This window comes from Halochromatium salexigens (assembly GCF_016653295.1).
Classification (GTDB): Bacteria; Pseudomonadota; Gammaproteobacteria; order Chromatiales; family Chromatiaceae; genus Lamprobacter; species Lamprobacter salexigens.
On record NZ_NHSF01000066.1, the window covers coordinates 1 to 14,466 of the forward strand.

13 protein-coding genes are annotated in these 14,466 nt (G+C 65.6%); 7 read left to right on the forward strand and 6 right to left on the reverse strand.

Annotation, left to right across the window (positions count from 1 at the left end; all coding sequences use genetic code 11):
* Positions 1-395 precede the first annotated feature (395 nt).
* The 6 genes from CCR82_RS13705 to CCR82_RS13730 form a co-directional block, all read right to left on the reverse strand.
* A complete protein-coding gene (locus CCR82_RS13705) occupies positions 396-584 on the reverse strand; it encodes a DUF1353 domain-containing protein (RefSeq protein WP_201246365.1) in 189 nt (62 codons plus the stop codon).
* Positions 585-862: 278 nt separating this feature from the next.
* On the reverse strand, positions 863-2,806 hold the full coding sequence (locus tag CCR82_RS13710; protein ID WP_201246366.1) for a S9 family peptidase: 1,944 nt from the start codon (positions 2,804-2,806) through the stop codon (positions 863-865).
* A 75-nt stretch (positions 2,807-2,881) separates the two neighbouring features.
* A complete protein-coding gene (locus CCR82_RS13715) occupies positions 2,882-3,553 on the reverse strand; it encodes a thiol:disulfide interchange protein DsbA/DsbL (RefSeq protein WP_338073172.1) in 672 nt (223 codons plus the stop codon).
* A 46-nt stretch (positions 3,554-3,599) separates the two neighbouring features.
* The gene (locus CCR82_RS13720) at positions 3,600-4,319 is read right to left on the reverse strand and encodes a DsbC family protein (protein WP_201246367.1); all 720 of its coding nucleotides are present in this window, start codon (positions 4,317-4,319) and stop codon (positions 3,600-3,602) included.
* Positions 4,320-4,482: 163 nt separating this feature from the next.
* Positions 4,483-5,484: a site-specific tyrosine recombinase XerD gene (xerD, locus tag CCR82_RS13725; protein ID WP_201246368.1), complete on the reverse strand. Its 1,002-nt coding sequence runs from the start codon at positions 5,482-5,484 to the stop codon at positions 4,483-4,485.
* A complete protein-coding gene (locus CCR82_RS13730; RefSeq protein WP_201246369.1) occupies positions 5,481-5,984 on the reverse strand; it encodes a methylated-DNA--[protein]-cysteine S-methyltransferase in 504 nt (167 codons plus the stop codon). The genes xerD and CCR82_RS13730 overlap by 4 nt, the downstream gene beginning before the upstream one ends.
* Before the next feature lie 53 nt (positions 5,985-6,037).
* Between CCR82_RS13730 and CCR82_RS13735 the strand changes: the two genes are divergently transcribed.
* From CCR82_RS13735 to CCR82_RS13765, 7 genes are read left to right on the forward strand one after another with little or no spacing between them, the layout of a single operon-like run.
* Positions 6,038-6,508 carry a YcgN family cysteine cluster protein gene (locus CCR82_RS13735; RefSeq protein WP_201246370.1) on the forward strand — a complete coding sequence of 157 codons (471 nt, stop codon included), beginning with the start codon at positions 6,038-6,040 and terminating at the stop codon, positions 6,506-6,508.
* Positions 6,505-7,095: a Maf family protein gene (locus CCR82_RS13740; RefSeq protein WP_201246371.1), complete on the forward strand. Its 591-nt coding sequence runs from the start codon at positions 6,505-6,507 to the stop codon at positions 7,093-7,095. The genes CCR82_RS13735 and CCR82_RS13740 overlap by 4 nt, the downstream gene beginning before the upstream one ends.
* A 9-nt stretch (positions 7,096-7,104) precedes the next feature.
* A complete protein-coding gene (locus tag CCR82_RS13745; protein WP_338073173.1) occupies positions 7,105-8,586 on the forward strand; it encodes a DUF3375 domain-containing protein in 1,482 nt (493 codons plus the stop codon).
* 49 nt (positions 8,587-8,635) lie between these two features.
* Positions 8,636-9,109: a Uma2 family endonuclease gene (locus CCR82_RS13750; RefSeq protein ID WP_201246372.1), complete on the forward strand. Its 474-nt coding sequence runs from the start codon at positions 8,636-8,638 to the stop codon at positions 9,107-9,109.
* Positions 9,110-9,123: 14 nt separating this feature from the next.
* Positions 9,124-9,774: a DUF4194 domain-containing protein gene (locus CCR82_RS13755; RefSeq protein WP_201246373.1), complete on the forward strand. Its 651-nt coding sequence runs from the start codon at positions 9,124-9,126 to the stop codon at positions 9,772-9,774.
* The gene (locus tag CCR82_RS13760) at positions 9,771-13,196 is read left to right on the forward strand and encodes an ATP-binding protein (protein ID WP_242513491.1); all 3,426 of its coding nucleotides are present in this window, start codon (positions 9,771-9,773) and stop codon (positions 13,194-13,196) included. Before CCR82_RS13755 ends, CCR82_RS13760 begins: the two co-directional genes overlap by 4 nt.
* A 25-nt stretch (positions 13,197-13,221) precedes the next feature.
* Positions 13,222-14,430, forward strand: a complete 1,209-nt coding sequence (locus CCR82_RS13765) for a DUF3322 domain-containing protein (RefSeq protein WP_201246374.1) — start codon at positions 13,222-13,224, stop codon at positions 14,428-14,430.
* The last annotated feature ends 36 nt before the right edge of the window (positions 14,431-14,466 follow it).

Below are 14,466 nucleotides of genomic sequence, written 5' to 3' on the forward strand. Positions count from 1 at the left end.
GTCGACAGTGGCTGTGGGTGTTGAAACATCATCATCACATGCTTTAATGATTACTCGAAGATGACCTTCATATCTCGCTGATCATGTAGGCTAACAAACGTGCCAAAACCTGGCGATTGTTGCTTGGACGCAACAGGTAAGCATCAGTTTCTTAAGAGATTATTTTTCGTCGGGAATTGCTGACTCCAGGGCGGCCATGGGTGTAACCTGCCGAGCGCGCTTACTGAAAATCAATAAGTTAGAGTCATAACTGGGCAAATCCTTAAAAGGGCTGCACTTTGAGAGCCATTCTCATTGCGTCGACGCATTGACTCAGATTGCGCCCCAAATCGAATCATCAGCCCAAATCAACAGCGCATCGGCCCGGCGGATCGCTGAATCGCATGGGTTGTCTGTCAGGCACTATTTAGGGTCATGGCTTCGTTGAAGATGTCGGCTGCCATTCGGTGGTCGACGCTGTGCGGCTGCTCGTCGCAGAGCCAGTCATGGATGACGGTGGCTTTGCCGCTGCGCCCCACGGGCGGCAGCAGGGGCCAGAGCAGGCGCGGGATGGAGGCGAAGTCGGTGCGATGGCCGGCGGGCACGTTGCTGCTTAGTTGCGGGTCCCTGGCCTGGATTCCGGCTTCCCGGCCGGGATGACGGAGGGGTCGGATGGCTCAAGACGCGCGTTTAAGCTGGGTCAGCCAAGTGTCCCCGCCGAGGCTGAGCAGGAGTTGATCGGCCAAAAAGGGCTAGGCTCAGTTAGCGGTTGTCGTACCTTGCGGGGGCTCAACATCGTCGACCGCCTTGCGACACCTAGGTCGAGGAAGGGGATGGTTATTTCGAGCGAGCGCTCAGAGGTCTTCAGCGATGTGTTACCAGCTCACCGCGCCTCGGCCGTGCTGCCCTCGATCGGCGTGACCGGCTCGGCGCGACCGCCGAGTTGTTCGGCGAGGAACTGCTCGATGCGGGCATTGGCATCAAGCCGGTTCTCCGGTCGCGCGAAGCCGTGGCCTTCGTCGGGGAAGACGATGTAGGTCACGCGCAGTTCCTTCTCGCGCATCGCGCTGACGATCTGATCGGCCTCGGCGATCTTCACCCGGGGGTCATTGGCGCCCTGTAACACCATCAGCGGCGACTCGATCTTTTCGGCATGGAACAGCGGCGAGATGCGCCGGTTCAGCGCGGGGTCGTTCTCGACATCGCCGACGCGCTTGACCAACTGCTTCTTCATCGGTGCCCAATATGGCGGCACCGATTGGAACAGGGTCTCGATATTCGAGGGGCCGACGATATCGACCCCGCAGGCGTAGAGTTCAGGCGTGAAGGCGAGCCCGGCCAGGGTCGCATAGCCGCCATAGGAGCCGCCGTAGATGCAGACGCGCTCGGGATCGGCGATCCCCTGCTCGATCGCCCAGCGTACCGCGTCGGTAAGATCGTGCTGCATGGCGCCGACGCCCCACTCCTCGTTGCCGGCGTTCAGGAAGGCCTTGCCGAAGCCGGTGGAGCCGCGGAAGTTGACCTGCAACACCGCGTAGCCGCGATTGGCCAGCCATTGCGCCTGTGCGCTGTAGCCCCATTCGTCCCGCGCCCAAGGGCCGCCGTGGACCAGCAGCACCAGCGGCAGTTGCTTGGGCTCGACGCCGAGCGGCAGGGTCAGGTAGGACGGCAGCGTCAGACCATCGCGAGCCTGGATCTCGATCGGCTGCATCTTGGCGAGATCGTACTCGGCCAACTCCGGGCGGGTCACGAACAGGCGCTCGGCCTTGCGTGGTTCACAATCATAGAGATAGTAGGTCGCCGGCCCGTCGTCAGGCTGGTCGATGAAGACCCAGCGGTCATCGGCCAGGGTGCGGCTGACGATGGCCACCGTGCCCTGCGCCGTCTCTTCCAGATAGGCCAGATCATCGGCGATGCTCGGGTCGATGACCGTCCATTCCGGCTTCAGGTAATCGAATTCGACCGCTTGGATGCGATGCTCGGTCGGATGCATGATCACCGAGCCGACATCGGCCTTGGAATCTTTGGCCAACTCGCTGCTGACCTCGCCCGTCTTCGCGTCGATGGCCACCAGTCGAGTGGTGTCCGAGCCGAGCGAGCTGGTGACGTAGAGCTGATCGCCCTCTTCATTGAACGCTAGCGCACCGCCGTTCTCGCCGAACGGGAAGCGCAACAGCTCCCGCCAAGGCTGACCGACCGTGTCGCGCACGCGAATGATGTCGTCGCCGGTCTCGGGGTCGGAGGCCTCGGCGGCGCGGATGCGGAACTCGGCATCGGTGAGCCAGCTGACCACGTCTCCCGGATTCTCGGTATCCAGCGCGACCTTGCCGCTGTCGAGCTGCACCCGGTACATATCGAAGACGCTAGGCTCGCGCTTGTTGAGCCCGACCAGCACCTCATTCGGATGCTCGGGGTCGGTCATCAGGTTCTGCGCGCGCACGCCCTCGAAGGGCGTCAGGTCACGCGCCTCACTGCCATCCAGCGCCACCGCGTAGAGGTGCCAGTTTTCATCGCCGCCCTCGTCCTGCACATAAAGGATGCGCGAGCCGTCCTCCGTCCAGCCATAGTTGCGGATGCCGCGTTTTTGATCATCGGTGATCTGGCGCGCCTCCTCGCTGCGGTCAGCCGGCTGCATCCAGACGTTGAGCACGCCCTCGGCGGACGGTGCCAGCCAGCTCAGATAGCGACCCTCTGGCGACAGCCGCGCCTGGGCGCGGGTTGGATTGCCGAACAGGACCTCGCGGGGGATCAGTCGCGGCAGTCCGTCTTCAGCGGCTTCCGTGGCGGAGTTGGCATCCGATGCGGGATCAGCGGCATGACTCGACATTGAACTGCTCATAAGGAGAGTGAAGACAATCAGCAGGGAGGCGGGGCGAAATGAATGAAGGAGCATGAGCGGCGATCAATCTTGCCGAGCTTGACCTTGTCGCGCTTGACGGGCCTTGTCGATCAGCCCCTCGGCGATCTCAAGCAGCTCGGCATGGGTCTTAGCGCCCTCGTTGAGGACCACATAACGCCCGTCGACGATGAACATCGGCACCGCGTCGACGCGATAGCGGGCCGCTAGGGTATTGGCCTTGGCTAGCGCCGCCTCGACGGCAAAGCTGTTGTAGACCTTGGCGAAGGCGTCGCGGTCAAGCCCTTGCTCGGCGACCCAATTGAGCACGGCCTTTTCGGTATAGAGGTTGGTGCGCTGTTTGGTCACGGCCTCAAAGACGGCCTGATCCACTTGGTCGAGTTCGTCGGCGAAATCGAGCGCGAAGTAGAGTCGCGCCAAGCTCTCCCAGGCCGCGCGCCCGAAGGTCACCGGCACGCGCTCGAAGCGCACGTCGCTCGGTAGGTCATCCGCCCACTGCTTGGCCAGTGGGTTGATGTCCGCGCAATGTGGACAGCCGTAGGAGAAGAGCTCCAACACCTCGATCTCGGCCCCTTCGGGTGTGTCTTGGGCGCTGCCGCTCAGGGCGCGCCAATCGCGTCCCTCGACGAGGTCGGCGCTGGCCACGAACGGGCACAGCAGGAAGGCCATGGCGGCCAGCAGGCAGACGCTGAAACGCCGTTGCATCATCTTCATCATCAGTCTCCTCCGCGCCGAGACATCCTCTCAACGATCATCACAGGGGTTATTGCTGTTCGAGCACTTGCGCCAGACGCTTCGGCTCGACGAAGCCGGGCACCATCTGGCCGTTGTCGAGCACGATGGCCGGGGTACCGCGGATGCCCATCAGTTCAGCGAGTTCCATGTGGCGCTCGATCGGATGGTTGCAATCCCGACTCTGCACCGGCTGGCCATTCTTGGCCTCGGTCATCGCGGCTTGCTGATCGTCCGCGCACCAGACCGCGACGGCCTTGTCATAGGACGGGGTATCCACGCCGGTGCGCGGGTAGAACAGGTAGCGCACGCTGATGCCTTCCGCCGCATAGGCGTCGATCTGCTGATGCAGCTTGCGGCAGTAGCCGCAATCGATGTCGGTGAAGACGGTGATCTCGTGCTCGGCGTTGGGGGCCTCGAAGACGATCATTTCGTCCTCGCCGAGGGCGTTGATCGCCCGCAGGCGCGCCTTGTTCTGGGCCGCGTCGGCCAGGTTCTCGCGCGTCTCGAGGTCGACGATGGCGCCATCGATCAGATAGCGCCCATCGCCGGTCATGTACATCACCTGCGGGCCGATCTCGACCTGGAACAGGCCATCGATCGGGGTTGGCTGCACACTGGTCGGCTTCGCATCCGGCAGCACCTTCGCCAGCGCCTCGCGGATGGTCTGTGCCTCGCTGGCGCTGAGCGCCGTGCTGGCGACCAACAGCGCTGCAGCGGCGGCCATTCCGAGCCCAAAACGTGTTGTCATCCTGGTGTCCTCATGTGTCGATCATGATGTTCAAAAGGGAGCGGATCGAGATCGGCCGCGGCAACGATGCCGACAAAAGCGCGATGACGAGCCCGATCACAAAGGCGGGCAACATAGAGCATGCGAGCCTTGAGGTCTACTCCCGGTCGGTTGGCGAGCCCGATCAAGCCCGCGGATGGTGTTTGGTATGCAGTTGCTTGAGACGTTCGCGCGCGACATGGGTATAGATCTGGGTGGTCGAGAGATCGGCGTGGCCGAGCAATAGCTGTACGACGCGCAAATCGGCCCCATGGTTCAATAGATGGGTCGCGAAGGCATGCCGCAGAGTATGCGGCGACAGCGGTTTGATGATCCCGGCCAGCAGCGCGTAGCGCTTGATCAACTGCCAGAAGGCCTGGCGCGTCATGCAATCGCTGCGCTGGGTCGGGAACAGATACTCACAGGCGCGCGCGCCGAGCAAGACGGCGCGCGGGCCGCGCATGTAGCTCACCAACCAATCGGTGGCCTCTTCGCCGAGCGGCACCAGACGCTCCTTGTCGCCCTTGCCGGTGATGCGCACCACGCCTTGGGTCAGACTGACGGCATCGGGCCGCAGGGTGACCAGCTCGGTGACGCGCAGACCGCTCGCATACAGCACCTCGAGCATGGTGCGATCCCGATGGCCGCGCGGATCATCCGGGTCGGGCGCCGCCAGCAGGGCCTCGACATCGGCCTCGGTCAGCGTCTTCGGCAGCGGGCGCCCGAGGCGTGGTGCATCGACCCGCTCGCTCGGGTCTTCGTGGATGCGGCCCTGGCGCCTGAGATGGCCATAGAACTGCCGCAGACAGGACAGCACCCGTGCCGACGAGCGCGGCTTGCGCCCCTGCTGCGCGAGCAGCGCGAGGTAGTCGAGCAGATCGCTGCGCTGGGCTTGGATCAGGTCGCGCTGGCGCTCACGGCTCAGCCAATGGTGAAAGGCGCGCAGGTCCGATTGATAGGCGGCGAGCGTATTCCCGCTCAGCCCGCGCTCCAGCCAGAGGGCGTCGGCGAAGGCCTCGATGATGCTCAGGCCCGCATCGGCGTTGGCGCTATGGCCTACGCCAGCCCTCGAGTCAGCGCCAGCGCCCGGACCGGGAGCCTGTTCCGCGTCGTCCGCGGCCTCGCTGTCTCGACGCCGGCGATTCATCGATCGGCCTCGTCCGGTACGAGCGCCTCGGCCTCATGCGCCAGCAGCCAGCGCTTGATACGCAGCAGGCGCCCGCCGCGATCGCCGGCAAATCCGCCGAGCCCGTTGGCCGCGACCACCCGATGACAGGGGATGCGCAACGGTATCGGGTTGGCCCGGCAGGCATGACCGACGGCGCGCGCAGAGCTTTCGAGTTCGCGCGCGAGCGCGCCATAGGTGCGCGGCTGGCCGGCGGGGATGGCCGCGATCAGCGTCCAGACGCGGCGCTGGAAGTCGGTGCCAGCCGGCTCGACAGCGCATTGGAAACGGTAGCGAGGATCGGCGAAATAGGCCTCGAACTCGGTCCGCAGCCAAGCGGGCGCGGTGGCGACCCGGCGCGCTCCGATCCGGCCCGAGCCGGAATCCTCCAGATCAGGCGCCAGCAGCACGCGGCTGAGCCGCTGACCCCGCCAACGCACGCCAAGGATGCCGAAGGGTGTCGCAACCTCGCTGTAATTCATCAGCCTGAACGGGTTAAGGTAGTAGGATGAACAGTATCAACCAGAGCCTAACGATGGCCAAGCCCTGCCCGTCATCCGAGCCGATTCCATCCATCGACGCGTTTTGGCAGCACCTCCCGCTCGAGCAGATCTCCGCCGCGCAGTGGGAATCGCTCTGCGATGGCTGCGCCAAGTGCTGCGTGACCAAGTACGAGGACGAGGACACCGGCGCCATCCACTACACCGATGTCGCCTGTCATCTGCTCGATCAGGAGCGCTGCCAGTGCGGCGATTATCCGCATCGCTCCACGCGCGTGCCGGACTGCATCACGCTGACGCCCGCAACCCTGGCCGAGCCCTACTGGCTGCCCGAGACCTGCGCTTACCGCCTGGTCGCCGAGGGCCAGCCGCTGCCGGACTGGCATCCGCTGGTGTGCGGCGACCCCGACGCGGTGCATCGGCTCGGCTACAGCGTGCGGGGTCGGGTCGAGTGCGAGACCACCGCCGGCGATCCCCTGATGCGTCTGATCACATGGATTCGATGACTCAGCGAAGCTTGGTGCTGGCGTCCACCTCGCCCTTCCGACGCGAGCTGCTGGCCCGCTTGGGCCTTGCGTTTGACACGGCGGCGCCGGACTGTGATGAGACCCCGCTCGCCGACGAGCCAGCGCCGGCACTGGTCCAGCGTCTCGCCGAGGCCAAGGCGCGCGCGGTCGCGGCCCAGTTTCCGGAGGCGCTGATCATCGGCTCGGACCAGGTCGCCTGTCTCGACGACCAGGTGCTCGGCAAGCCTGGCAACCGCGCGCGCGCGCTTGACCAATTACGCGCGGCCTCCGGCCGCAAGGTCGCGTTTCAGACCGGCCTCTGCCTCTATGACGCCCGCGATGATCATGCCGAGGTCCGTTGCGAGACCTATCAGGTCGAGTTTCGCGTCTTGAGCGAGGCCGAGATCGCCGGTTACGTCGATCGCGAACAGCCCTTCGGCTGCGCTGGCAGCTTCAAATCGGAAGGGCTCGGCAGCGCGCTGTTCGAGCGTCTCGAGGGCGATGATCCCACCAGCCTGATCGGGCTGCCGCTGATTCGCCTCGCCGCGCTGCTGCGCGCGGCCGGCGTCGATCCGCTGCGCGCCTGACACCACCCCGTGCCTTCCGAACTGGACTACCACGACCTCGAGCAACTGCGCCGCCGGCATCCGGCCTGGCGCCTGCTCGCGGCCACCAACGCGCCGCTGGTGATCAGCTGCTTACAGCGCGCCTTTATCCTGCCGAACCACCGTAGCCTGCCGCAGGGTGAATTGGTCGCGCAGCTTGAGGATCTGCTGTTCGAGCTGCGCCAAACCCTCGGCGAGGAGGCCTTCCCGCGCACCGCGTTGGGCTATCTCAGCGACTGGAGCAATGATGAGCGCGGCTGGTTGCGCCGCTATTATCGCAACGACAGCGATGAGGCCCAGTATGACCTGACGCCGGCCACCGAGCGCGCGCTGGACTGGATCGCCAGTCTCGAGCAACGCCAGTTCATCGGCACCGAATCGCGGCTGCTGTCGGTGTTCGAGTTGTTGCAACAACTGGTGCAGGGGACCGAGACCGATCCGGCCATTCGCATCGCCGAGCTGAAGCGCCAACGCGCCGAACTCGATGCCGAGATCCAGCGCGCTGAAGCCGGCGAACTCGCGCTGATGGACTCGACCCAGGTCAAGGAGCGTTTCTTTCAGGTCGAGCAGACAGCACGCGCGCTGCTCTCCGACTTCCGCCAGGTCGAGCAGAACTTCCGCGAACTCGACCGCGCGGTGCGCGAGCGCATCACGACCTGGGACCAGGGCAAGGGCGCACTGCTCGCCGAGGTCTTCGGCGATCGTGATGCCATCACCGATTCCGATCAAGGTCGCAGCTTTCAGGCGTTCTGGGGCCTGCTGATGTCGCCGGCCCATCAGGAGCGCCTGAGCGCGCTGCTGCGGCAAGTGCTGGAACTGCCGGCGGTGGCCGAACTGAAGCCGGATCGGCGCCTGCTGCGGGTGCATTACGACTGGCTCGAGGCGGGTGAATCGGCCCAGCGCACCGTCGCCCGCCTCTCCGAGCAGTTGCGCAAGTTCCTCGATGACCAGGCCTGGCTCGAGAACCGTCGCATCATGGACCTCCTGCACGAGATCGAGCAGCGGGCCTTGACGGTGCGCGCGCGGCCGCCCAGCGACGACCTCATCGCGCTCGACGAGATGGCGCCCCGGATCGAGCTGGTGATGGAGCGCCCGCTGTTTCGCCCGCCGTTCAAGCCGCGCATCGATCAGGTCGTCCTCGAGGCCGGGTCCGAGGAGGCGATCAACGCCGATGCGCTCTTCGAGCAGGTCCATGTCGACAAACTGCGCCTGGCCGCGACCGTCCGCAAGACCCTGCAGCGCCGTGACCAGATCGCACTCTCGGCGCTGGTCGCCGAGTATCCGCTGCAACAAGGCCTGGCCGAGCTGGTCGCCTACCTGAGCCTGGCCGCCGAACAAGCCGACGCGCTCATCAATGATCGCCAGCACGAGACCATCCGCTGGACCGATGCCCAAGGCGTGCACCGCCAGGCGACGCTGCCGACGGTGATCTTCGTGCGTCCCGGCGCCGCGTCACAAGGCGGAAGCGAGTGAGCTAGACTGGAGCTTTCCGTTCCCCGCCCCGCTGAGCGAGCCTCCTTCGATGCAATGGTCCGATGTCCTCAATGATCCCAGCCTGCGCGATCTGCCCTATAAGATCGAACTCGATGCCCAGGGACGTCTGCTGATGAGTCCGGCCTCGAATCGACACGGCATCCAGCAGGCCAAACTGGTCCGACTCCTCGCCAACCGGCTCACCGACGGCGAGATCGCGACCGAATGCTCGATCGGCACGCACGCCGGCGTCAAGGTCGCCGACGTGGTCTGGATGTCGCCCGCCTTCCTGCGCCAGCACGGTGACACGACCCCTTACCCGCAGGCACCCGAGTTGTGCATCGAGATCCTCTCGCCCTCGAACACCGCCGCCGAGATGCAGGACAAGATCCGGCTTTATCTCGGCTATGGCGCCCAGGAAGTCTGGACGCTCAACGATGCCGGGCGGATCAGCCTGTTCGGCCCCGAGGGGGAACGCGCGTGCTCGTGCCTGCCGGGCATGGGCGCCCTCGAAACGCTTTGAACCCTGATGGCTCGATGACACACTCAGCAAGCCCCGCAGCCCGTCCGTCCGACGCCGGCGAAAGCCCACCCGTTGCCGATGGTCCGAGTCCTGATCGCTTATCCCTGGCGCTGATTCCGCTGTTCAAGGGCGTGGTCTACCAGGACGCGGCGCCCACTGTCTGGCAGGCGCTGCTCGACCTGCAGGCGCGCGTGCGCGATTACGTCGGCGTGCTCGGGCTGGAACTGCTGCTCGACGAGGCCGAGGGCTATGCCTATCTGCGCCAGCGCACGCCGAACGAGGGAGAAGACGAGCTGCCACGGCTGGTACCACGGCGCCAGCTCAGCTATCCGGTCAGTCTGCTGTTGGCGCTGCTGCGGCGCAAGCTGGCCGAACACGATGCCAGCGGCGGTGATCCGCGCCTGGTGCTCGCGCGCGAGCAGATCGTCGATCTGATGCGCGTCTTCCTGCCCGATACCAGCAATGAAGCCAAACTCATGGACCGGATGGATACCCACATCAACAAGGTGATCGACCTCGGCTTTCTGCGCAAGCTGCGCGGCCAGGAGGGACAGTTCGAGGTGCGCCGCATCCTCAAGGCCTTCGTCGATGCCCAATGGCTGTCCGAACTCGATCAGCGCCTGGCCGAGTATCAGGCGCACGCGGCGGGCGAGGAATCCGCATGAGCCACGCGTTGCACCCGGAGCCGCTTCAGGGGCCGAAGCCGGGACCGACCGAGGCGCCGATGTTCGACTTCGCCACCAACGAGACCCAGGCCGGCTTTCGGCTGCAGCGCCTGGAGGTGCTGAACTGGGGAACCTTCGATGGGCGCGTCTGGAGCCTGCAGCTCAACGGCGCCAACACCCTGCTCACCGGCGACATCGGCTCCGGCAAATCGACCCTGGTCGATGCCGTGACCACGCTGCTGGTGCCGGCGCAGAAGATCACCTACAACAAGGCCGCTGGCGCCGAGACGCGCGAGCGCAGCCTGCGCTCCTATGTGCTCGGCTACTACAAATCGGAGCGCAGCGAGGGTGGCAGCGCGGCGCGGGCCGTGGCGCTACGCGGCCAGCATCACTACTCGGTGCTCCTCGGGCAATTCCATAACGCCGGCTACGACCAGACCGTCACCCTGGCGCAGGTGTTCTGGCACAAGGACAGTCAGGGCCAACCGATGCGCTTCTATCTGGTGGCGGACAGCGCGCTGAACATCGCCGAGTATTTCGCCGATTTCGGCAGCGATCTGGCCCAGCTCCGGAAGCGTCTGCGCCGCCACAAGGACATCGAGCTGTTCGACGCCTTCCCGCCCTATGGTGCGGCCTTCCGCCGCCGCTTCGGGATCGACAACGCGCAGGCGATGGATCTCTTCAATCAAACGGTGTCGATGAAATCGGTGGGCAACCTCACCGAGTTCGTGCGCGCCCACATGCTCGAGCCCTTTCCGGTCGACAAGCGCATCGAGGCGTTGATCGAGCATTTCGATGATCTCAATCGCGCCCATGCGGCGGTGCTCAAGGCCAAGGCGCAGATCGCCGCGCTGCAGCCGCTGGTCGCCGATGCCGACCGCCACGCCGAGATCCAAGCCCACAGCGAAGAACTCCTCGCCTGTCGCGAGGCGCTGCAGCCCTGGTTCGCCGAACTCAAGGGCGGCTTGCTGAAACAGGCGTTGGCCGGGATCGATCAGGAGCTGAGCCGGCTCGCCGAGCGTATCCGCCAGCTCGACGAGGCGCTGCAAGGCCAACAAGGACGGCGCGATGAACTCAAGCAGGCGATCCACGCACAAGGCGGCGACCGCATCGAACGCCTCAAGGTCGAGAGCGCCCGCAAGGGCCGCGAACGCGATGACCGTCATCAGCGCGCCACCCAGTACGCCGCGCTCGCCAAGTCCCTGGGCTTGGCGGCAGCGACCGATGCCGAGAGCTTCCAAGCCAACCGCCGCGCCCTGAGCGAGGCGCGTCAGTCCGCCCATGAGCGCCAGGACGCGGTGCAGCATGCCTTGACCGAGCAGAGCGTCGCCATGCACGGGCTGCGCCAGGACCATCGGGCGCTCGAGGACGAACTCAGCTCCCTGCGCCGGCGTCGCTCCAACATCCCGGCCGGGGTGCTTGCGATCCGTGATCGACTCTGCGCTGAACTCGGGCTGGACGAAACCGCCCTGCCCTTCGCCGGCGAACTGATCCAGGTGCGCGAGGACGAGGCCGATTGGGAAGGCGCCGCCGAGCGCGTGCTGCACCACTTCGGCCTGTCACTGCTAGTGCCCGAGGAGCAGTATGGCGCCGTCGCCGACTGGGTCGATCGCACCCATCTCGGTGGCCGCCTGGTCTACTATCGCGTGCGCGAGCGGGGTCCGGTCAATCTCGCTGGCCTGCATCCCGAGGCCTTGTTCCGCAAGCTCGCGATCAAGCCCGATTCCGCCTTCTATCCCTGGCTCGAGGCCGAGCTGGCACAGCGCGCCAGCCACGCCTGCTGCCGCACCCTGGCGCAGTTCCGACGCGAAACTCAGGCCCTGACCCAACAGGGCCAGATCAAGGCCGGCGGCGAGCGCCACGAGAAGGACGATCGCCACCGCATCGATGACCGCTCGCGCTATGTGCTGGGCTGGTCCAATGCCGCCAAGATTGCCGCGCTGGAGAAACGCGCGGCCGATTTGCAACAACGCATTCAGGACGTCGCCGGTGCGATCAGCGGCCACGAACAAGAACTGCGCGGGCTACAACAGCGCTTGCAGCAGCTCGGGCAGCTCGAGGTCTACAGTGACTTCCGCGAACTCGACTGGGAGCCACTGAGCCTCGAGATCGAGGCCCTGGAGCGCGAACGTCAGGCCCTGGAAGCAACCTCGGACCAATTGCGTCTCCTCGAGCAGCAGTCGACCGAGCTGGAGGCCGCGCTGGCAGACACCGAAGAGCAGCTCGATACCGCCAAGGGCGAGCGTGCGCGGCTGCAGGAGCGCCAGGAACAGACCGCGGAACAGTTGCAAGAGGTGCGCGAGCTGCTCGAGGCAACCCCGCCCGCCATGCGCGAGCGCTGGTTCCCGCGCCTCGCGGCCCTGCGCGACGAGGCCCTGGGCGGTCAAGACCTGACCCTCAAATCCTGCGACAAACGCCAGGGCGAGATGCGCGATTGGCTGCAGGCGCGGCTCGACAGCGAGGCGAAACGCCTGGATCGCCTCAACCAGCGCATCATCGAGGCGATGAAGGGCTATTGCCTGGCGTATCCGCTGGAAACCCAGGAGGTCGATGTCAACGTCGCCGCCGCTGGCGACTATCGACAGATGCTCGAGCAGCTCAAGGGCGATGATCTGCCCCGCTTCGAGGATCGCTTCAAGGCCCTGCTCAATGAGAACACCATCCGCGAGATCGCTGGTTTCCAGGCGCAACTGCACCGCGAGCGTGAGAGCATCCGCGAGCGTATCGAGACCATCAACCGCTCCCTGCAGGGGATCGACTACAACCCGGGACGCTACATCCGACTGCTGAACGAGGTCAGCATCGAGGCCGATGTGCGCGACTTCCAGCGCGAGCTGCGCGCTTGTACCGAGGATATGACCACCGCTGGCGGCGATGATCAGTACACCGAGGCCAAATTCCTGCAGGTCAAGCAGATCGTCGAGCGTTTCCGGGGCCGCGAGGGCACCACTGAGGCCGACCGTCGCTGGACGCGCCGCGTCACCGATGTGCGCAACTGGTTCAGCTTCTCGGCCTCGGAGCGCTGGCGCGAGGATGACAGCGAGCACGAGCATTATTCCGACTCCGGCGGCAAATCCGGCGGTCAAAAGGAGAAACTCGCCTACACCGTGCTGGCCGCCAGTCTGGCCTATCAGTTCGGGCTCGAATGGGGTGAGCGGTGCTCGCGCTCGTTTCGCTTCGTGGTCATCGACGAGGCCTTCGGGCGCGGCTCGGACGAGTCGGCCCAGTACGGGCTGGAACTGTTCCAACGGCTCAATCTGCAACTGCTGGTGATCACGCCGCTGCAGAAGATCCACATCATCGAGCCCTATGTCGCCAGCGTCGGCTTCGTGCACAGCCCGGATGGGCGCCAGTCGATGCTGCGCAACCTGAGCATCGAGGAATACCACGCCGAGAAGGCGTCCCGGCTTGGGCCGGCCTGATAAGCTCCGCCCTCAGCCCGGCCCGATGAACGCGTCCTGGACCACCCCGGCCGAGATCAAGGCACGGCTGATGCGCCGCTGGGAGCGCGGTGATCTCCTCGCCGCGCGCCTCAGCGGCGAGGCCCTGTTCCCGCTCGAGCTGCGCTTGAAACGACCGACCGGGAGCGATCTCGGCGCGCGCTTCGATCAGGTCCGGGCCTGGATTCAGGCACTGCGCGCGGGCAGCGCCGAGGCGCGTGGCGTTGGCTATCAGATCGAGTGGCGCACCCTGGCGCATCGCGTCCACGGGCGCAATGCGCTGCCGTGGGCGATCCATATCCCGACCGAAGCCGATGCCCTCAAGCTGCTCGGGCGGCGCCAGGACGCCGAGCGCTTCGATGCGCTCTGTGCGCCGACCCTGAGCGCCTTCCCGGCGCTGCGCGCGTGGCTCATCCGCCATCCGCTGAAGATGCTGGAGCGGGCCGAGGAATGGCCGCGCATCCTTGCCGTGCTCGAGCATTTCCAGCGCCATCCACGCCCTGGCTGTTATCTGCGCCAGATCGATATCCCCGGCGTCGATACCAAGTTCATCGAGGCCCGCCGGGGACTGCTCGGCGAATTGCTCGATGCCGTGCTGCCGGCTGCAGCGATCGACACGCGCGCCAGCGGTGCGCGCGGCTTCCATCAGCGCTATGGCCTGCGCGAGGAGCCGGCGCTGATCCGCTTCCGGCTGCTCGATCCGGCCCTGTACATCCAAGGCCTGTCGGATCTCTCGCTGCCACCGGAGCAGTTCGCCCAACTGAACCCGCCGGTGCAGCGGGTGTTCATCACCGAGAATCGAATCAACGGCCTCGCCTTTCCGGACACCCCGGCGGCCTTGGTCATCTTCGGCCTTGGCTATGGTCTGGAGCGCCTCGCCGAGATCCCCTGGCTAGGGCGCACCAGCATCCATTACTGGGGGGACATCGACACCCACGGCTTCGCCATCCTCGAGCGCTGCCGGCAATGGTTGCCGCACACCCAATCGCTGTTGATGGATCGCGCCACCCTGTTCGCGCATCGTCCGCTCTGGGGCAGGGAGCCTGCCGGACAGCGGCCCCTGGGCGCGTTGGCGCGACTCAACGACCCGGAACGGGCGCTCTATGAGGACCTCTGTCAGGACCGACTCGGCGAACGCCTGCGACTGGAGCAGGAGCGCATCGGCTTCGGCTGGGTGCGCGACAGCCTCACGAGCCTGTCCTCGGGGAAGCACTGAGCGCGCTGCCGTCTCTCCATACCAACGCCCGCAGCC